Source organism: Clostridioides sp. ZZV15-6598 (assembly GCF_020657705.1).
Lineage (GTDB): Bacteria > Bacillota > Clostridia > Peptostreptococcales > Peptostreptococcaceae > Clostridioides > Clostridioides difficile_F.
Genome location: NZ_JAGWCS010000021.1, coordinates 25,709 through 45,197 on the forward strand (window position 1 = coordinate 25,709; position 19,489 = coordinate 45,197).

Below are 19,489 nucleotides of genomic sequence, written 5' to 3' on the forward strand. Positions count from 1 at the left end.
AAGACATCCTGCATATTTTTTTACAAAAAAATCTTAAAAAGGGAAAATCTCCGTATATATATACCCCTGCTCGCTGTTTGAATCCCCTTTTCTTTTTTTCATAGGTAGGGGGGATAGTCTTATTCATTATATATTTTATGAAGTCTCAATATCTCTTTTAATTTCGCTTGAGTTTCTTTCTTTGTTATCTCATTTCTATCATATAATGCATGTATTTTTTTATGTGTTTTAGATGACAAAGGTACAAGATTATTTTCTTTTAATGAAAGCTCCTCAGCTTCTGACAACTCAATTATATGATGTACTGTATTTGCTGTAGTTATTTTTTTATTAATATAATAATCCCATAAATCCAAATACACATTTTTTTCTAATATATATTCTCTTGTTTCTCTCCATTCTTTTGCATTGTAAAATTTATCTCTTTCTTTATTTCTATTTTTAGAATTATATACTTTATTGCTCTGTTTTCTGCTTTTAATATATTTTTTAGCACACTCACTACATGCCTTTTCACTATAATCTATTGTTTTACCACACTTGCATATTTTTTTTAGTTTCATATACTTCACTTGGCTCTTCTCTTAATAATTCTTCCATATGTTTTTCTATGTCTTTCATTTCACAGTCTGTATTAAGATATTTATTACACACTTCTTTTAATGTATTTACATATGCAATCATTTCAGTAAAAACTCTTTCTCTTTCAGACTTTGTTGTTCTATCTGTAAATCCACTCTGTTCTTCATAAATAAGTTCTTTATATAATTCTTTCAGTTCTTTTAATGTTTCATCTTCATAATATATAATATATTTTTCTTTGCACTTTCTACATATAAAATATTTTATTTCTATATCTCCAATAGTTTCTGTTCTTACATCTTTATAAGCTACTTTAAATTTATTATTACATTTATCGCATACTATTCTTCTCATTTGTTTACTCCTCTTCTAGTGCTACTAGATAGTCCAGCTTCTCACAAATAGTTTCAACTACTTTTTCATATCTTTTTACTAACCTTTCTTGTTTCTTAGTTTCTTCTTCTGTCAAACTTTTTATTTCATCTTCTAGCTTCATGTTTTTATCAAATAATTTTGCTAAGTCTCTAAATGTATCTCTCATTTTAATCTTTTCTTCTCTATTATCATCCATATACTTTCACCTCTTATTTATATTAAATCAATTAATTCTTTTATCTTTTTATATACATCCTTATAGTCCATATCTTCATTTATTAATTTATCCAGCTTCATTGTTACAACTCTTTCTAGTGCTTGTATGTCGAATAGTTCCCCTTGATTCAATTCATCTCTCTTAATACCTTTTGGTATACTTAATTTCTTTCTAACTAATTCTGTGAAATGTTTGTAATACATTTCTGGTTTCTTACTGCCCCTTTGCATTGCATAATATACAAACTCTTGTATTTCATCTGTAAAATCTTTTCTAACTTTTTTACCTTCTGTTCTTATATCCAGCCACTCTTGGTCTTTTTCTGTAGCAATATAGTAACCATGTATTCTAATTTGTTTAAGTGTTTTAGAAACCCACTTTGTAAATAATTTTGCTTCTGGTTTATTACTTCTAAAAGAAATATTATATACTGCTTCCTCTGTAATAAAAATTTCCCCTTTATTATTTAAAGCTTTATCAAAATTTCGGATGTGCATTTCATGCATGTCTGAGTTCTTAAACTTCTTCTTATATTCTTTATCAATATTTCTTAATGTAGAGTTAATTTGAATTACTCCTAATTCCTCCCCTACATCCCCAGCATGAAACCAGACGTCATTACCATCTTTAGACCATATCATTCTTACATTCTTCTGGTACATTACCTTTAACATACTACTACCTCCTAAATTATTTATTAATAAATGATGTACTTAAACACCTTTATTTTCGCCCCCTCAACATGATGGGTATTAAATGTTTGTATTAAAAAAGACTCAGAAATTAATCTAAGCCTTCTATATAAAATTAAAAGAACCTAGTCTATTCGCTAGGTTCTTTTAAATACAAATATTTTTATTTAGTTGTTATATATAGTTTTTCCATATTATTATTATAACATTTTCTTTTCCCACTGATTTCCCTTTTATATATCAGAAGGACAATTCTACACTTTATATATTATCATTTTGTAATTGTTTTGTATATGAACACTTTTTGACATTTCATTTCCAATATTCTCATATTTTTATTATGAGATTTAATTCACTGGACATATTGAATTGACTTAAGTATGGCTATTTTTTAATTAGCTATCATAACATGTATCTTTATCAAAACATGACATTTATATACTATATTAGAACTTCTTTATACCATCTATGCCAAAGAAAAATACAGATAATTTTTCACAGGCTAAATTTATATCTCTATATACTGTTCTATTGTCTATATTTTCAGAATCAGCTATTTCCTTTATGCTCCATTTTTTTTCATCTATAAATCTTTTATATGTTATTCTATACTTTCTTTCTTCTAATTCTCCACATTGTTTACTATAAGCTTCGTAAATATTTATCATAGTATTTATATGAGATATTATTATATTTGTACGTGATACACTATTACTTATACTTTCCACGAATAAATTTTCTGTTATTTTAGAATCTGTTAATTCTTCTAATATTTCAATAGCATTTTCATTTATATTTGATACTTTAAAAATAGAATTATTAACATGTCTTTTAAAATTCTTATAATGTTTCAGTAACAACTTTGTATTCCTAAGTTTTCTATCATATGAATATTTAACCTCTTCTTTTCTTCTATTCTCGTATGTAGCTATAGCCTTCTCTGCTGCTATATTTATTACTTTTTCAATTAATGTATCAATATTTATCTTTTCATTCCCTTCTCCTATTTCCTTCAACATGTTTTAACTTCCTTTCTACTTTTGTTCTCTGATTAATGTAATAGCTGTTATCAATCTAATATTATATATAGTTTTCTTTGTATTTTGTAAATACCATTCTATATAATTTTTGTTTTCTTTATAAACATCATATACAGTTCTATCTTTGTATTTGCCACTTTTAAAAACAATTCTTTTTGCATCATCTATACTTATATCTCTAAAATAAGCCAATAAATTTTTTGATATGTGAGGATAGAAGTTATCTAATAAATATTTTATACAATTATAGCTTTTAGTTCTTTCTGATGTTATATTGTAATTTAGCTGGTTAACACCAATACTTGAAAAATCAAACTCACTACTATCTAAATTTCCTGCGTAATATGCAATACAATGTTCTAAATCAGTTTGCATTACATCATATATATTCTCACCTTCATATTTTGAATAACTTGAAAACTTTATAGTTTTAGCTTTATCTAGAGTATCAACCTTTTCTTCTTCTAAAATTTTAAGATATCTTTTCTCTTTAATATCCAAAATTAATTTATTTAAATATTCAAAGTTATTTAAGTATTTTTCAGCCCAAATTTCAGCTTTTTCAAACCCTGTTTCAAAAGATTCAACTTCTTCTTTTAGAATAATCTCTTTTAAATACTCAATATATAAATAATAATTTTCATTAAGTTCTTTCTGCCCATTATCTAAGAATTTAACAAATACATCTTCTTTTTTCACTCTAAAAGTAACTTTATTTTTAGTTACTTTGTAGTGAGTACTACTATCTCTTATTCCTACTCTATTATGATAATTTACACCTGCTGAATCTAATTTTTCATATTCGGGTATTTTTGTAGGTTTAAAATTAAGTTCCATTTACATAAATCTCCTTCGATTCATTCTACTTGTACATAGCTCCACTTTTTTTATTTCTAAGTTCTATTCTTCCTACTATCTCAAAACCTGCTATCTTAGCCATTTTTTTAATTAATTCAATCAATACATTCACTTCTTGTTTCTCTTTGTCAATTTTTTTTATAGCTTCATATGCTGTGCTATCTAAGTATCCACTTTTATTATGTCTTATATCTACTTTTCCATTTCTTGTGCTTCCATCTTTAACCACTTTATGCATATATCAACACACCCTTTTCCGTTTTTATCATTACATTCCATCGCAAAATCACAAAATGTTCCAGTTACATTACATTGTGAACAAATAAATTCTGCGAATTTTCTAATCTTCATATCTTTTAATATTTCAAAAATTGTTTTGAAAACTTTTCCTTCTTCTTTTTTATCTTCTATCGTTGCGACTGGAAAACTAATTATATTTTCAGTTTCTTCATTTTCTTCAACTTCATTTTCATCCTCTTCAATTTCATAAATTGTCAATTCATTTATTTCACTTTTTTCATCTTTGTTTTTTTCTGTAACATCCTTAATACTTAAACTTCCTTTGTCTTTGTATTCTTCAAATAAACTTTGTTGTTCAGCTTCTTCCAGCCTTGATAATTCATAAGCTGTTGATATATTTATCTCATTTCCTTTGAACTCTTCTTTAAATTCTGGAGTAAGATTTTTAGAAATACTTTCTAATCTAGCCACCTTGGATGATGATATTTTAATCATTTCAGCTATCAAATCTCTTGTTCTGCCAGTTTTTCCATAACCTTCTTCTCTTAATCCTTCTAATACTTCTTTTGTATCTTCCAATTCTTTCATCTTAGCATATTCTGAATACCCTCTTATCGTTGAATTTGTTGTGATTAGCAATAATCTATCTAATAATCTATCTACTTTAGTTATTTTTGATTTTTCTTTTTCTACTATACAAGGTACTAACTCAAATTCTTTTTTACCTTCATCAACTAAAAGATGTGATACTAATAATCTTCTATGTCCTGCTAAAACTTCATATTTATTATCTTTATCTTTTTTAACTACTAAGTTTTGTTTTATACCAAACATTTCCACTGAATTTTTAAGTTCTTGAGTTTTTTTATCTTCGACTGGATAAAAATTGTGTCTAGATGATTCCAAATCATAAATACTTATAAGTTTTATCTTAAAATCATTTTTACTAATTTCATCATTTTCATTTTTTTCTTGACTTTTTTTATTTTCTAAAGCTTCAAATATATTGAAATCACTCATTTTTATCAATCCTTTCTATGTGTCCAAATTGGACACATTTTTTATTCTATATTTAAATACTCTTTTACTAATTTTTTATAATCTATTGTCGCACCACATCTTGGATTATATTCTCTTAATGTTTTTTGATAAAATGTACTTTCAGATATACTTTTATTGAGTCTTATAACAACTTCAAATATTTTACATATTCCTTTTAGCAAATTCATGAACTGGTTATTTACAGCATTGTTTTGATAATGAGTTACTATACACCCTTTAAATTTTAATTTTTCATTTATATGTTTAGCATTTTCTATTTGTTCTAATAATTCTTTTATTGCCTTAAAAGAAAAATTATCTGCTCTTACAGTTATCATTACTTCATCAGATGCAACCAAAGAATTAATTGTTATTATGTCTGTGCTTGGTGCATTGTCGATTATACAAAAGTCATATTCATTTTTAACTTTTTCTAGCAATCTCTTTAATATACTAAATTTATCTTTTTCACTATCGAATAACATTCTATCAGCTTGATATAAATACATATTACTAGTTATAATATCTATATTTTTATTTTTAGTCTTACATATGTATTCATGTATGTTTGCATTATCTTCAAGCAACATTTCTGCTGTACCTTTTCCTTTTTCCTCAAATTTTGAGAAGTATTGTGATAAATTACCTTGTTTATCTGCATCAATTAACAACACCTTTTTCTTATGTACTACAGATAAAATATCTGCCATATTTGCACTTGTTATTGTTTTACCTGTGCCACCTTTAAAACTTAAAATAGATATGATTTTCATAACTTTACCTCCATTGTTTATATTTAATTTTCTTTTATTGTTACTGGCATCAAATAACCTAAGATGTGACCCTTCATAGAAATTTTTGCTGGAGACTTTGAGTCTATCGCTTCAACTTTATCAAATTTATCAAATACCTTTACGAATGTTTCATTTAAATAAATTTCAAAATCTGCACATATATATTTATGATATACAATGCCATGAACTGGTATATAATATTTTAAAACAACTTCTTGGTACCCAGTTTCTTTTATATCTCCAACTATTTTTTTAGCTTTTTCACTGTTAAACAAGAACATTTTAGGATTTAATAACATTTCCTTCTTATCAATTATGAATATACAAATCCCATCGGTTAAATAATATTTATCTCCTTTTTCAATTAACATTCTTTGTCTACTTTTCTTAATACAGTCTATAAAATGATTTATAACTTTCTTTTGCATTTACTCAGCTCCCCATTATTTTTTTTAGAAGCTTATTATATTCCTCTTCCTGTATAACTCCATTTACTTCTACTTTTTCTAAGTACTGTATAGCTTTTATTGTTGCTTCTAAATCTTCAACATTGTATAGTTCTACTATTTTACTTGCAAGCTGTATTATTTTATCTTTATTAGCTAATAACATAATAATCAACCTTTTTTATTCTAAGAAACTTTTTAATTCTAGTTCCTCGATAATTTTTTCTATTTTTTTCTTTATTCTAAACCTCTTCGTTCTTGCTTTTATAGCTTCAAGTCTAGTTATTTTACTATTTAGCATCTTTTTAAATTTTAATTCTATTTCTTTGACTTTATTGTTAAAAGTTTCTATTGTTTTTTTCAAAATCTCATTTTCTTCTTTTAATCTTTCTATTTCTTTTCTTAAAATTCCAGCTCCAGCTTCCATCCCTTTTTTTATATTTTTATCATTTTCACATCTAATTTTTAAAGACATCTTTTCTGTATGTAGTGCAGCGTTTTTATTTTCTAGGTCTGAAATTATTTTTTCTTTCTTTGAACATTTATCTTTTAATTCTTCTATTCTCCTAATAGCCACTTCATATTCTGCTTTTATTTCATCAAAATCTTTTTTAGTATATAAGTTTAAAAACATATTATCCCCCACCTTTTTAAATGCAATCTGTTTTATTTTCAATTTGTTTTCTTAATAAATTATAATTTTCTTTTAATATTTTTTTATCTTTAGTTACATAGTCTAAAAACAATACAGCTCCATTAAAAAATTCTATTTCAAATCTTTTTATATCTTCTTGTTTTACATATTGTCTACCAAAACAATTTTTCATATTTTTCCATACAAGAAAAGGTATGGAGTAAAATCTATCTTGTATACCTATACAAACCCCTGTTATCGCTCCCATGTGGTAATATCTGTCTAATGTTTCTAATTGTGTATTGGTTAAAACACTTCTTTTTATATTATCTTTAAGCGTGTATTTAGCTTCAAAGCATATACACATACCAGTCTTTAAAGCACCTTTAAAATCTGGCTGTGCATTAGCTATAAATCTACCTGTAAATTTTCCCATTCTATCTTTGTTAAGCACCTTGAAAGGTTCTGGTGTTTTATCTATTTCAGCTCTCTTATCGTTTCTATAAATTATACAAGCTGAATTTATGTAATTTTCAAAGTGCTGACCTTGTGCATTAGCAACCTTGTTTCTATATCTTTGTTGTAGTTTTTTATCATCCATATTTTATTTTCCTTTCTTATTATCTACTTATCTACACAGAATTTTATATTATAAATTATCGCTTAATTATTAATTAAACTAGATTACTTTATCTTTTTTTTAATTTCTTGGTATCTTAATAGCTTCTATTTTTTCACTGCAATCTTGAATTACTTTTTCTAGCATATTTATAACTTCTTTTTTTATATAATTTCTTGTTTCTTCGCTAACACTAAATTCTAAATTTTCATCCCAGCCAAAATCAAAGCTTATCATTCTAAAATTTGAAACATCATTACTTTCAATAATTTCTTTTATTTCTTTTGCTTCTTCTTTTGTACTAATTAACTCTTTGTATCTACGATATATTTCTTCTATTTTTTCAAATTCTTCATTAGTCATTTTTATCACCTTCTCTTTATTTTTATTTAACATTTATCTTTAAAAATTATAAAACTTTCTCCTATTGTAGTTGTTATTACTTCAAATTCCTTATTAGCTCCACATTTACTCTCTAATACACTTGTATCAATACCTTCCAAAAAACAATCTTTCATATTAATAAGCATATTATTTTTTATAATATAATCTATATTGTCATATATAGTTGACTCTTTTGTTCGTTTAAATATTTTTCCTTTGAAATCTGTTTCTTTTTCTAACTCTTTTTGCAGAGCTTTTTTAGTTAATATAACATCTCTTGAAAACTCCCCCAAATTTTCATCGAGATTATAAAGTTCTATATGATATTCACCATCTTCTTTGGCAAAATAAAAATTAAGTTCTCCCTCTGCTGCGAGTTCTTTGTAAGCTTCTAATTCTTTTTTTAGCATTTGTATTTTTTTCTCTTTATTTGAAATTATTTTTAATAATCTTGACAACAATCTTTTATCCTTGTAAATCATTTTTTATCACCCCTTTTTTGCCCCATGCATTTTCTTTTAACCAATCGTTGCAGGCTTCTTCACAATAAAGACTTTCACAATTAAATTTTATACTTTTGCATATATTACAAATCTCTTTAGAATACTTTTTATATGCTTTATTTTCTTTCATAGATATAAATTCTAGCATTTCTTTATTACTCATATTTTTAATAGATTTTTTGAAGCTAACAATTTCAAAATAATTATGAATACACTTTTTATTTAATGTATTAAGTTCTCTCTTAGCTTCTTTTTTAGTTCTATATATTTTTGCTCTATTTATATCCTTTACTATCACAGGGTATAAATCATAATTAAAAGTGTGTTTTTTACCTGTATAATAAGCATTTTTACCTCTTCGTTTACTATAATCTTCTTGGCATAAATCAACCAAAACAAAGCATTTTATTTTTTCTTTATTAGTCATTAATTTTTACTCTCTCCCTATCTGTAAATATCATTATTTGTTCTTTTCCCCATCCACAAATTCCTATTTTTTTATTATTTTCCTCACAGTAGGATTTAACTTCTTTCATACTTATATTTTTTAATCTAAAATCCATGGCAGTTATAAAATTACTCTTTTCTAGTAATTTTTCTATCTTACTTTTTTCTTTAAAGTGACCACACATACACCCATTTTTATTCTCTCTACAAGTATTATTAAATTTACATATTTTACAAATATACTCTCCAGCCTTGGCACATATCGCATCTATTTCTTTATCCATTTTTATTACCTTCTTTCTTTTCTTTTTTTCTCTCATTCTTAAACTTGTTTTTACAGACATAAGAACAATATGTCTTTGAATACAAATTTGTTTCAAATTCTTTCTTGCAACACTTGCATACTCTTAAATACATATAATCACCTCATTTTAATTTAATCTTCGCATTTTTATATATAAGCTAACTCCTGTTATCTCATTAAAACTAGCTTTACACTCTGTAAATATGTAACCTTTATATTGTTTTTCCCAAAATATTCTATTGTCTAAATCATTTCTTACTATATCCATTACTTTTCTTTTACTGTATCGACTATCATTACAAACTTGAAAAGGTTTCTTTAAATTTCGAGAAGAACTCCATCGCTTTTTACCTTTTGGGTCTTTCATCAAATAATTACATAGATTCTGTAATCCATATTCATTAGGTTGAAGCCTGTGTGTATTTATCCATCCAAGTTTTTCACCTTCTTTTCTACCTTTTTGCTTTTTAGACCAAAGGCTTTCTATTATATCCCTATCTAATCCACCGTTTATAATAATGTGGTGATGAACTCTTTTAGTTCCATCTTTCTTTTCTCCAAATTCTGTTATAAGCATATATTTTACTGGTTCAAGCCCTTCTTTCTTTCTTTTATAATCAATCCTTCTTATATAGTTTCTAACCTCTTTTTCAGCTTCTTCTAATGTTTCTGGAAGATATTCTGGTGCATATGTAGAATGTATAACTAAGTCTTTATTATTAAAATTTGTATTAACTGATTGTGTAAAATACCTTTTAGCATTTTTATCATTCAAATTCTTTTGCTTTGGTTTAGATATGTATTCTCTTTTGCCTCTCTTACCTTTTGTTTGTACATCTGTTCTTGGTATTATATCTACCTCTAAATAGTCATTACAATATATCTTTTTCTCTCTTATAAAACTCTTCATATAGCAGTACCTCTTTAGTCTTTTATTAGCATCTATATATTAGTATCTAGTGTTATATATTTGTATAGATACTTTTATATATCGTTATAATGTTAATACCTATTACAAGCTCGTTAATCGCTTCATTTTAGCGTATTTATTGAACTCTGTTGTCTTATCTGCTATAATAAAAAATAGATATGATTTTATAGCTTTGACAACAAAGTTATTTTGTGAAGTGTCTTATAATTCGTAGTTATAAGACACTTTTTGTTTACATAATTTTCAAATTTCAATTTAAATTACTTCCTTTTCTAACTTTTCCATTTCTTCTTTTGTCTTTTCTCTGTGTGTGATTTTATATTCTATTTCTTGATTGAACAATCGTTCTATCATCATTTCTTTAGCTCTTGCATATCCTTTACAAAACAAACCCATGTCCATTTTGTTTTCAAATGTTACCTTGCATGCCTTTGCCATATGTATTCCCCCAATCTTACCTATTTTTATTTATTGAATAAGAGACTTTTATCATAATATTCAAACTTTCTTTTACAACCTTCTTCAACATCAATTTCTCTTCTAAATTTTAAAATAAGCTTTCCATCATCATTATAGTGAAAATTAATGCTTATTGAATCTTCTGGCACTTCACTTAACATCGTTATCTCATTAGCTCCTATAAGTTCAGCTATTTCTTTTAAATACTGTTTTAAACTCTTATAAGAAATTATTGTATCTAGACAGAATGTTTTATCACTGTTATTAAATTTAAAACTTTTTTTAGTAAAGTTACCTCTATAGTTGTCCTCTTTATTTTCATTCCATTTTATATTTTTTCTTTTTTTATCTTCTTCTAATTCACATTCATAAAAATACTCTTCTTTTGTCAAATCACAAGAAATAACTATAACTAGTTCATCAATCACAACATACTTTTTTTCTATATCAAATAATGAATTATCATGTGAATCCAGTCTATTTGCTACTCTTAAATCTTCAACTTCATAATCTTCATACAATCTAAAACAAAACTCTTCTGCACCTAGAGAGTCATATACCAACTCTCCTTCCGTTTCTTCGTCAGTTGTAATCCAGTAAGATACATTTAGTTTTTCTGTTACTTTTTCAAAGTCTTTACCTTTTAATACAAACAACTTTATCACCCCTCTTAATTATTAAATGTTTGGTGTATCTGGCTCTTTCACAAGATTAGCACCTTGCATTATATAAAACATTTTCACTCTTTGTTCATATGGCATTTTTACAATTTCTCTCATTAAATCATCACTATCAATTTTTTTACTAAGAAATTCATTTGCTGAACTTCCTTTTATTTCAATTAGTTTTTGAGTTTTATTTTCAATGATTTTATTCATATTCGACACCTCTTTCATTTTATATTTTGTTTTGAAACTCTTTTGTTCTGTTTGAGTACATTATATTACACAAACGCAACTTAAGTCAATACATTTTTTTTATTTTGTTTACAAACAGAACTTAATTATGTTATTATATTTTAAATGGAGGTGATTAAATTTGAAAGTAACTAATAAATCAAAAAATTTATTTGAATTAAATGAAAGAGTGAAAAAAATAAGGGAAAAACTCGTTTTAAGTCAAAGTGACTTTGGGGAGTCAATAGGATTAACTAAGTCAAGTATTTCTAATATCGAAAATAACAGTCGTAATGTAACTGAAAAACATATTAAACTAATTTGTAATGAATTAAATGTAAATGAAAAATGGTTAAGACATGGTATTGGAGAAATGTTTATTGAAAATGATGATACAATAATTTCAGAACTATCTAATAAATATAATCTTGATAATTTAGATGTAAAAATACTTGAAAGCTATTTAAAACTTTCTGGAGAACAAAGAAAAGCAATAAAAAAATATGTATACTCACTTGTTGATACAATATTAGAAGATGATGAATTGTATCAAGACTATAGAGGTGAATATATCGAAGAAAATGCCCAGCAATCTGCTGCCAGAAATGGCAATACTGAAAATATAGAAGAAGCAATAAATTTATATGACAATTTAGATAACACTTTAGAAAGGTAACTTAAAAATAAATAATGCATAAATTTTTACGACAAATAGCTTACGAATTCATTTTAAGAGAAGAACTTACGACATTACCCTATTTGTCCTTTTCAGATTATTAGAAATAATAATTTGAAAGTTTATTCCTATGACGAATTTGCAAAACTGATAAGAAAAGATATTGATTTTATTATTGAAAAATATGACAAACAAGGATTTGTATTTTGGAGTAAAAGAGATAATACTTTTGTAATTTGTTACAATACGTATTATCCTTTCTACTCTGTACGATGGACACTTATACATGAACTGGCACACATTTTTCTAGGACATGCAACAAAAACTAATGTTTTAAAACTTCATTCTAAAAGCAACAAATTATTTGAAGTGGAAGCAGAAACTTTTACAAAATATATACTATGCCCTAATGCAGTATTAACAGAATGTAAAATTTTGGAAATTTCTGAAATCATGTACTTTTGTGGCGTGGATAAAAATGTCGCTCTTAAAAAAAGTGTTTCTTTGAAAAAAGGTAGAAATAATACTACCGGTTTAGATAATTTAGTTATAAAACAGTTTAATGTTTTTATTAAAAATTACATGAAATATAGAAAAAAAGGTACTTAGTTAACTAAGTACCTTTTTAATATTCTTTATAAATTTTTCCCATGCTTATATAAATCTTATTTTATATAATACATCATATACATTATGATGCTATAATTTTATTAACATGTTTTTAGGGAGGTTTTTATATTATGACTGAATATATTGTAGTTCTAAACAATTTAAATAATTGGGATTTGAAAGAATTTATAGATGAAAATAATACATATTCAATTTATAGCTCCACAGATAAAGAGATGGTTATTGACTATGCAAAAAGTTTAGCTTCTTCTATGAAACCAAGCCATTTAATTATTAAAGATGAAAACAATATTATAGAAAAAGATGAACTTTTTTTAAATAATAAATGTAGAAAATGTGGTAAACAACTTCCAGAAGATTCTGAGGATGATTTATGTTTGATATGCAAAGATGTACTTAAGATTCAAGCTAAAGAAATCTCTAAATTAGAAGAAAAGAAAAAAGAACTTGAAAAGTTAAAAGTTAATCCAAGCATGGTAATAATCTCAACAACACCCTTTCTTGATGGTTACTCAATAGAAGAATATATTTCTATAGAGGCAGCTGAGGTGGTTATCGGCTCTGGATTCTATGCAGATATAACAGCAAGTCTAACAGATTTTTTTGGTGATAGGTCTTTACCTTACGAAAAAAAATTAACTCAAGCACGAAAACAAGCATTTAACATATTAAAAGAAAAAGCAGTTGCATGTGGAGGAAATGCAGTTGTCGGCATAGATATAGATTATATGGAAATAGGAAGATTATTCTCTGTAATAGTAAATGGAACAGTTGTAAAAGTAATAGAAAATTCTAAATAAGTTATTTAAATAATACAACACGTGTTGACACGTGTTGTATTATTTGTTATAATATAAATATAGAAAGTTAGAGAGGAGGGAATAAGATTGAGAGTAAGAGAGATTTTAAAAATAGCTTTTGAAAATGGTTGGGAGATAAAAAGTCAAAAGGGTACTTCACACATAAAGTTGATACATAGAGAAACAAATAGAACTGCCATAATCCCAAAACATACTGGAGACATAAAAAAAGGAACTCTTCATTCAATTTACAAGCAGTTAGGGCTTAAATAGCCCTAACAGTTTATAAATTTACTCTCTCTAACTTATTTTTATATTTTATAAAGGTGGTGAAAATATGTATAAAAAAGAATATATATTTCCAGCAGTTGTAATAAAACATGATGAAGATGATTATGAAGTTAATTTTTACGACTTTAAAAATATTATAACTTGTGGTGAAAATTTAGAAGAAGCTTTTATTATGGCAGAAGATGCTTTAAAATTAGAACTATTTGATTTATATTCAGATGGTTTAGAAATTCCAAATTCTACGCAATTAAATAATATTAGTACTAAGGAAAATCAAACTGTTATCTTAGTAAAAGTAAATCTTAGAGAAACAATCAAAGATTTTGACAGCAAATCAGTTAACAAAACTGTCACTTTACCTAGCTGGTTAAATAAAGAAGCAGAAAAAAATAAGATTAACTTTTCTCAAACTTTACAAGAAGCTTTGAAAAATAAACTTAATATTAATTAATTTAACCATAGTGCCTAGTGTGTTTAACTAGGCACTAAACACATTTAACAAGGAGTGATTTTATAATGGACAATATAAAACGTGTTGCTCTTTATATAAGAGTGTCAACAGAAGAACAAGCGTTGCATGGTGATAGCATTAGAACTCAAACAGAAGCTTTAGAACAGTATGCAAAAGATAATGCTTTTATTATAATTGATAAATATATTGATGAGGGTTATTCTGCTACTAATTTGAATAGACCTAGTTTACAACGTCTACTTGCAGATATAAAAGAAAATAAAATTGATTTAATTCTATTAACTAAACTAGATAGATTCAGCAGAGGTGTTAAGAATTTCTATAAAATTTTAGATATTTTAGAAAAGCATAAATGTGATTGGAAAACAATATTAGAGGATTATGACTCTTCTACTGCTAGTGGTAGATTACATATAAACATTATGTTATCTGTCGCTGAAAATGAAGCTTCACAAACTAGTGAAAGAATAAAATTTGTTTTCAATAATAAAATTAAACGTGGCGAAGTTCTAAGTGGTAAAACTCCTTTTGGTTATGAAATTAAAAATAAGCAGCTAGTAATTAAAGAAGATGAAGCTAAAATTGTAAGAGAATCTTTTGATACTTATATAAAGTTTTCTGCTCTTACTAAAACTATTCAACATATCAATGATAAATTCAATATGAAACATATGTATAAATGGATGCAGAAAATGTTGAGTAATAAAATTTATATTGGTATATATGAAAGAGAAAATATTTTAATAGAAGATTATTGTGAACCAGTCATAAGCAAGGAGCAATTTTATTTTGTTCAATCTCTTTTAAAAAAGAATAAGCGAGTTTCTAAAAATAAATTTAATATAGATTATATTTTTGCAGGTATGATAATTTGTAGTTGTGGTAGGAAAATGTCTGGTTCATATGACTTGAATCCATATGGAAAACTTTATCTCCACTATAGATGTTCACTTTCTTATGGTGCAAAACTTTGTTCCAATACATCACGCCTAGGAGAAAAAAAAGTTGAAACTTTTCTCTTAGAAAATGTAAAAACAGAATTATATAAAACTATATTAAAGCATGAGTCAAATAATAAAAAAAGCTCTAATAAAAATGATACTGAAAAGCTTAAAAACAAATTAAAGAAACAAATAGATAAGTTGCAAGATTTATATTTTGATGATTTAATCAGCAAAGACAATTACAGATTTAAATACAAGAAATTAAATGATGATTTAATAGAACTTGAAAAGAAAGAAAACGAGGAAAAACTTGTTATTAATGACTTGCAAACAATGAAGAATTTTTTAAAAATTAATTTTGAAGATGATTATGTAAATATGAGTAGTATAGAGAAAAGAGCGTTATGGACATCGCTAATCGATAGAATCGAAGTACAAGAAGATGGTAATTTAGTCATTAAATTTTTATAGTAATTTGTCGTACTAAATTACCCTAACCATGTTGAAGAGTTGTTCCAGCTGTACCAATTGTCATCCCACCAATAGTACTTGCAAGTGTTATTTTCTCCCAAGCTTCTAAATCATCAGAATTATTGTATACATTTACTAAGCTTTCTGATATAAGTTCAATCCCATAGATAGCCTGTACATCTGCAAGAGGATTTCTTCCATTAGAAAGATATGCTTCTATGTTGTGAGCAAGTGCATCAAATCCAACTGATGCAATTATATGTTTTGGCATTGTTACCATAAGTTCTGGGTCAATTATTGAGGCCTTTGCATACATACTATTCTTTTTTATAGATTTTTTATCTTTAGTATCTGAATTTGTAAGCACTGCAAAACAATTCCCTTCGCTACCTGTGCCTGATGTTGTTGGGACTAAAACTATAGGTAGTGCCTCTTCACCTTGTTTAATTCCAAATATGTAATCATTTAAATCTCCTGGATTTTTATAAGAAAAAGCTATACTTTTAGCTGCATCCATTATACTTCCACCACCAAGACCTAAAACACAATCACATCCGGCTTCTTTTATAGCTTCTACTCCTGCATATATAGTAGTTATAAGAGGATTTTGTTCTACTCTATCAAAAACTTCATATTCTACTTTAGCACCTTTTAGTAAATCTATTGTCTTATCAAGTAACCCTGTTTTCTTTGTACTGTTTTTTCCAGTTACAATTAATACTTTTTTACCATATTTGGATACTTCTATACCTACATCATTAATTCTTCCTCTTCCAAATAAAATATTTACTGGTAAATTATAATTAAAATTCATGCTAAAACCTCCTATTTTTCTACTTTAGTAATGACTTTATTTTTTAATAAAAGTATAATTATGTATTGAAACATAATAAGTTATAAAATAATCTTTTACTTAATTATATGTATTATCTTCTTTCATATCAAGTTAACTCTATTTAATCAGATATATTTCTTGTTAAAATACAGTTAGCTACTTAAAACTTGACTAAAAACTATAAAAACAAAAAAGAGTTACCTAAAGACAATTTCAATCGCCTTAAGATAACTCTTCTCATCATTGTATCATACAAATTTTTTTAATTTTATTTCACTATATTTTAACTCTATAGCTCTATTAACATATTCATAAGTTTATTACTTCTTTGTACAAATGAATCTAATTCTCCTGGTTTTAGTTCTTTATTAGAAAGTAAAGCTAAGTCAGCTATTTGATTACATATAAGTGCTACTTTATCTTTCTTTTCTCCATCATCTTTAAGAGAAACTAATTTTTTGATAATTGGGCTGTTTTCATTTATTACAAGAGTCTTTTCTTCCTCAAAACTCATCCCTAAATCCATTCCAGCAAATCTTGACTGCATTTCTGCCATTCTAATAGATTGTTCAGATACTAAAATCATAGCTGGAGTTTCTTCGTTTTTTAATCCTTCTACAGAATAATTTTTCACTCTTTCTCCAACAGCTTCTTTAAATAATCCTTCTATCTTAGCTATCTCTTCTTTATTTTCTTCACTATCTTTATTTTCATTTTTGTCTTTTAATACGTCAGAAAGGTCTGCATCTATCCTGTTGAATTTAACACCATTTTCTTTGTATTCCATAAATGAAATAAAATGAGTGTCTATTGATGAATTTAATACCACAGCATTTAGGTCATATTCTTTAAATAATTTTATATATTGTGATTGTTGCTCTTTATCACTTACATAGAATACTTTATTTTCATGTTTTTCTTTACATTTTTCTAAATAATCTTGAAGTGTTATATACTCATCATCAATAGTTTTAAATAATATACATTCTTTCACTTTTTCATAGAAACTCTCATCTTTTAAGCAACCATATTTAATAAATATTTGTATATCATCCCAGAACTTGTTATATTCTTCCCTTTGATTTTTACAAAGAGATTTTAACTTATCTGCTACTTTTTTAATTATATGTTTAGAAATTTTACTTACATCTCTATCATTTTGTAAGAAGCTTCTTGATACATTTAGTGGTAAATCTGGGCAATCTATTACACCTTTTAATAAAAGTAAAAACTCTGGTATAACTTCTTTTATGTTGTCAGCTACAAAGACCTGATTGTTATATAATTTTACTTTTCCTTCTGTAAGTTCAAATTCATTTTTTAATTTAGGGAAATAAAGTATACCCTTTAAATTGAAAGGATAATCAACATTTAGATGTATCCAAAACAAAGGCTCATCAAATACATTGAATACTTTTCTATAAAACTCTTTATACTCATCATCAGTACAATCCTTTGGAGATTTAAGCCATAAAGGATTAGTATCATTTAATGGTTCAATTACCTTTGCATCTATAACTTCTTCTTCATTTCCATCTTCTTTTTGCTTCTTAGCTTTTTCTTCAGCTTCCTTAGCTTCTCTTTCTAATCTTTCAACATCTTCTAAATATATCTCTACTGGTAGAAAAGAACAGTATTTGTTTATTATTCCTCTTACAGTAAATTCATCTAAAAATTCCTTACTATCATCATCAATAAATAGTGTTATCGTAGTTCCTCTATCATGTCTACTATCTGATTCAGATATTTCATATTCTGTACCACCTTCAGATATCCATCTTACAGGAGTTGCTCCTTCCATATATGAAAGTGTATCTATTTGTACTTTTTTAGACACCATAAATGCAGAATAAAACCCTAATCCAAAATGACCTATTATGTCATTTGACTCTTCCATTTTATCCTTATATTTATTAAAGAAATCTTCTGCACCTGAAAAAGCAACTTGGTTTATGTATTTTTTTATTTCTTCCTCAGTCATACCTATTCCATTGTCAATAAATTTAAGTGTACCCTCACCTTTATTTACAGATACAGTAATTTTATAATCTGATGGATTATTTTCTGATATTTCTCCTAATGATATAAGTCTTTTGTGTTTACTTACTGCATCACATCCATTACTGATAAGCTCTCTTATAAATATGTCCTTATCAGAATATAACCATTTTTTAATTATCGGAAAAATATTTTCTGTATGAATTGAAATACTCCCTTTTTCAAACTCCATTTTTATCCCTCCTCATTTTATAATTACTATTTTAAATTTTTTAAAATAGTATGTCAATATATTATAAATAAATTATTTTAAAATAAAATAGTTTATTTTTCTTATTTATTTTTTTTATTCTTCTTTTAAAATTTCCTTTACCTTTGAATTATTATACATACTATTAGGAACCTTATTAACTAGTTTTTTTAATGTTGATTTAGAACTTTTTAAATCACCTTTATTATAATACATCATACCTAAATTATAATACGATTCATCAAAATAGGCATCTTCTTCTGAGTAATTTTCTACATACATTTTATAATATTCTTCAGCAGTACTATAGTCTTTTAATTTTTCACTAAGAATAGCTACTTGGTAAGTTGCCTCTGATGTGTTACCTTTATTTTCACCAGTATCTACTACCTTTTTATATAACTGTATAGAAGACTTTGTTTTCTTTTCCTTCTTTAAATTATTCGCTTTAGACATCAATTCATCTTCTGTAAATAAATCAGTATTTTTTTCACTTTCATTATCTACAGTATTTTTTTCAGAGTTTACATCTTCTTTTTCTTTGTCATCACTTCTATTATTATTATTTGCATTAGAAGTCTTATCCTTATTTTCTTTATCATTTAAGCTAGAATTTAGTTTTTCTTCATTTTTAACACCAGTATTTTCAGACATCTGATT

Annotated in this window: 31 protein-coding genes; 6 read left to right on the top strand and 25 right to left on the bottom strand. The window is 26.0% G+C overall.

Going from position 1 to position 19,489, the window contains the following annotated elements; translation table 11 throughout:
- Nucleotides 1-119 precede the first annotated feature (119 nt).
- The 22 genes from KGF50_RS06320 to KGF50_RS06425 all read right to left on the bottom strand — a co-directional run bounded on the left by KGF50_RS06320 (nt 120) and on the right by KGF50_RS06425 (nt 11,444).
- A complete protein-coding gene (locus KGF50_RS06320; protein WP_227847291.1) occupies nt 120-563 on the bottom strand; it encodes an HNH endonuclease in 444 nt (147 codons plus the stop codon).
- Nucleotides 532-936, bottom strand: a complete 405-nt coding sequence (locus tag KGF50_RS06325) for a hypothetical protein (RefSeq protein ID WP_227847292.1) — start codon at nt 934-936, stop codon at nt 532-534. Before KGF50_RS06325 ends, KGF50_RS06320 begins: the two co-directional genes overlap by 32 nt.
- A 4-nt stretch (nt 937-940) precedes the next feature.
- Nucleotides 941-1,153 carry a hypothetical protein gene (locus tag KGF50_RS06330; RefSeq protein ID WP_227433285.1) on the bottom strand — a complete coding sequence of 71 codons (213 nt, stop codon included), beginning with the start codon at nt 1,151-1,153 and terminating at the stop codon, nt 941-943.
- Between the two features lie 17 nt (nt 1,154-1,170).
- Nucleotides 1,171-1,848 carry a BRO family protein gene (locus tag KGF50_RS06335; RefSeq protein ID WP_227847293.1) on the bottom strand — a complete coding sequence of 226 codons (678 nt, stop codon included), beginning with the start codon at nt 1,846-1,848 and terminating at the stop codon, nt 1,171-1,173.
- Nucleotides 1,849-2,312: 464 nt separating this feature from the next.
- Complete coding sequence (locus KGF50_RS06340; RefSeq protein ID WP_227847294.1) at nt 2,313-2,885, bottom strand: hypothetical protein; 573 nt, start codon at nt 2,883-2,885, stop codon at nt 2,313-2,315.
- A gap of 15 nt (nt 2,886-2,900) precedes the next feature.
- Nucleotides 2,901-3,743 carry a hypothetical protein gene (locus KGF50_RS06345; RefSeq protein WP_227847295.1) on the bottom strand — a complete coding sequence of 281 codons (843 nt, stop codon included), beginning with the start codon at nt 3,741-3,743 and terminating at the stop codon, nt 2,901-2,903.
- Between the two features lie 25 nt (nt 3,744-3,768).
- Nucleotides 3,769-4,002 (bottom strand): hypothetical protein, encoded by a 234-nt coding sequence (locus tag KGF50_RS06350; RefSeq protein ID WP_227847296.1) that lies wholly within the window; start codon nt 4,000-4,002, stop codon nt 3,769-3,771.
- Nucleotides 3,957-5,024 (bottom strand): ParB/RepB/Spo0J family partition protein, encoded by a 1,068-nt coding sequence (locus KGF50_RS06355; protein ID WP_227847297.1) that lies wholly within the window; start codon nt 5,022-5,024, stop codon nt 3,957-3,959. The genes KGF50_RS06350 and KGF50_RS06355 overlap by 46 nt, the downstream gene beginning before the upstream one ends.
- Before the next feature lie 41 nt (nt 5,025-5,065).
- Entirely contained in the window at nt 5,066-5,818 is a 753-nt protein-coding gene (locus tag KGF50_RS06360; RefSeq protein WP_227847298.1) for a ParA family protein, read from the bottom strand.
- A 23-nt stretch (nt 5,819-5,841) separates the two neighbouring features.
- The gene (locus KGF50_RS06365; RefSeq protein ID WP_227847299.1) at nt 5,842-6,267 is read right to left on the bottom strand and encodes a hypothetical protein; all 426 of its coding nucleotides are present in this window, start codon (nt 6,265-6,267) and stop codon (nt 5,842-5,844) included.
- 4 nt (nt 6,268-6,271) lie between these two features.
- On the bottom strand, nt 6,272-6,451 hold the full coding sequence (locus tag KGF50_RS06370) for a hypothetical protein (protein ID WP_227847300.1): 180 nt from the start codon (nt 6,449-6,451) through the stop codon (nt 6,272-6,274).
- 15 nt (nt 6,452-6,466) lie between these two features.
- Nucleotides 6,467-6,919, bottom strand: coding sequence for a hypothetical protein (locus KGF50_RS06375; protein ID WP_227847301.1), 453 nt, complete (start codon nt 6,917-6,919; stop codon nt 6,467-6,469).
- 16 nt (nt 6,920-6,935) lie between these two features.
- The gene (locus tag KGF50_RS06380) at nt 6,936-7,520 is read right to left on the bottom strand and encodes a Holliday junction resolvase RecU (protein ID WP_227847302.1); all 585 of its coding nucleotides are present in this window, start codon (nt 7,518-7,520) and stop codon (nt 6,936-6,938) included.
- 99 nt (nt 7,521-7,619) lie between these two features.
- Nucleotides 7,620-7,901 (bottom strand): hypothetical protein, encoded by a 282-nt coding sequence (locus KGF50_RS06385; protein WP_095897439.1) that lies wholly within the window; start codon nt 7,899-7,901, stop codon nt 7,620-7,622.
- A 26-nt stretch (nt 7,902-7,927) separates the two neighbouring features.
- Entirely contained in the window at nt 7,928-8,404 is a 477-nt protein-coding gene (locus KGF50_RS06390) for a hypothetical protein (protein ID WP_227847303.1), read from the bottom strand.
- Nucleotides 8,388-8,852, bottom strand: a complete 465-nt coding sequence (locus KGF50_RS06395) for a hypothetical protein (protein WP_227847304.1) — start codon at nt 8,850-8,852, stop codon at nt 8,388-8,390. Before KGF50_RS06395 ends, KGF50_RS06390 begins: the two co-directional genes overlap by 17 nt.
- Complete coding sequence (locus KGF50_RS06400; protein WP_227847305.1) at nt 8,845-9,156, bottom strand: hypothetical protein; 312 nt, start codon at nt 9,154-9,156, stop codon at nt 8,845-8,847. The genes KGF50_RS06395 and KGF50_RS06400 overlap by 8 nt, the downstream gene beginning before the upstream one ends.
- Nucleotides 9,149-9,289, bottom strand: coding sequence for a hypothetical protein (locus KGF50_RS06405; RefSeq protein WP_021382722.1), 141 nt, complete (start codon nt 9,287-9,289; stop codon nt 9,149-9,151). Before KGF50_RS06405 ends, KGF50_RS06400 begins: the two co-directional genes overlap by 8 nt.
- A gap of 14 nt (nt 9,290-9,303) precedes the next feature.
- A complete protein-coding gene (locus KGF50_RS06410; protein WP_227847306.1) occupies nt 9,304-10,086 on the bottom strand; it encodes a hypothetical protein in 783 nt (260 codons plus the stop codon).
- Between the two features lie 276 nt (nt 10,087-10,362).
- Nucleotides 10,363-10,545: a hypothetical protein gene (locus KGF50_RS06415; protein WP_021382679.1), complete on the bottom strand. Its 183-nt coding sequence runs from the start codon at nt 10,543-10,545 to the stop codon at nt 10,363-10,365.
- Nucleotides 10,546-10,571: 26 nt separating this feature from the next.
- Nucleotides 10,572-11,222, bottom strand: coding sequence for a hypothetical protein (locus KGF50_RS06420; protein ID WP_227847307.1), 651 nt, complete (start codon nt 11,220-11,222; stop codon nt 10,572-10,574).
- 21 nt (nt 11,223-11,243) lie between these two features.
- The gene (locus KGF50_RS06425) at nt 11,244-11,444 is read right to left on the bottom strand and encodes a hypothetical protein (protein WP_021382744.1); all 201 of its coding nucleotides are present in this window, start codon (nt 11,442-11,444) and stop codon (nt 11,244-11,246) included.
- A gap of 160 nt (nt 11,445-11,604) precedes the next feature.
- Between KGF50_RS06425 and KGF50_RS06430 the strand changes: the two genes are divergently transcribed.
- From KGF50_RS06430 to KGF50_RS06455, 6 genes are all read left to right on the top strand, one after another.
- On the top strand, nt 11,605-12,138 hold the full coding sequence (locus tag KGF50_RS06430; protein WP_227847308.1) for a helix-turn-helix domain-containing protein: 534 nt from the start codon (nt 11,605-11,607) through the stop codon (nt 12,136-12,138).
- 114 nt (nt 12,139-12,252) lie between these two features.
- Nucleotides 12,253-12,747, top strand: coding sequence for an ImmA/IrrE family metallo-endopeptidase (locus KGF50_RS06435; RefSeq protein ID WP_227847309.1), 495 nt, complete (start codon nt 12,253-12,255; stop codon nt 12,745-12,747).
- A 131-nt stretch (nt 12,748-12,878) separates the two neighbouring features.
- The gene (locus tag KGF50_RS06440; RefSeq protein WP_227847310.1) at nt 12,879-13,568 is read left to right on the top strand and encodes a YbjQ family protein; all 690 of its coding nucleotides are present in this window, start codon (nt 12,879-12,881) and stop codon (nt 13,566-13,568) included.
- An 87-nt stretch (nt 13,569-13,655) separates the two neighbouring features.
- Nucleotides 13,656-13,841: a type II toxin-antitoxin system HicA family toxin gene (locus KGF50_RS06445; RefSeq protein ID WP_227847311.1), complete on the top strand. Its 186-nt coding sequence runs from the start codon at nt 13,656-13,658 to the stop codon at nt 13,839-13,841.
- A gap of 64 nt (nt 13,842-13,905) precedes the next feature.
- Entirely contained in the window at nt 13,906-14,310 is a 405-nt protein-coding gene (locus KGF50_RS06450) for a type II toxin-antitoxin system HicB family antitoxin (protein ID WP_227847312.1), read from the top strand.
- Between the two features lie 65 nt (nt 14,311-14,375).
- Nucleotides 14,376-15,746 carry a recombinase family protein gene (locus KGF50_RS06455; protein WP_227847313.1) on the top strand — a complete coding sequence of 457 codons (1,371 nt, stop codon included), beginning with the start codon at nt 14,376-14,378 and terminating at the stop codon, nt 15,744-15,746.
- Between the two features lie 22 nt (nt 15,747-15,768).
- On the opposite strand, the gene KGF50_RS06460 is transcribed toward KGF50_RS06455, so the two are convergent.
- The 3 genes from KGF50_RS06460 to KGF50_RS06470 form a co-directional block, all read right to left on the bottom strand.
- The gene (locus tag KGF50_RS06460) at nt 15,769-16,560 is read right to left on the bottom strand and encodes an iron-containing alcohol dehydrogenase (protein ID WP_413926796.1); all 792 of its coding nucleotides are present in this window, start codon (nt 16,558-16,560) and stop codon (nt 15,769-15,771) included.
- Nucleotides 16,561-16,870: 310 nt separating this feature from the next.
- The gene (htpG, locus tag KGF50_RS06465) at nt 16,871-18,811 is read right to left on the bottom strand and encodes a molecular chaperone HtpG (RefSeq protein ID WP_227847314.1); all 1,941 of its coding nucleotides are present in this window, start codon (nt 18,809-18,811) and stop codon (nt 16,871-16,873) included.
- 114 nt (nt 18,812-18,925) lie between these two features.
- On the bottom strand, nt 18,926-19,489 hold a 564-nt coding region (locus KGF50_RS06470), incomplete at its 5' end, for a tetratricopeptide repeat protein (protein WP_227847315.1).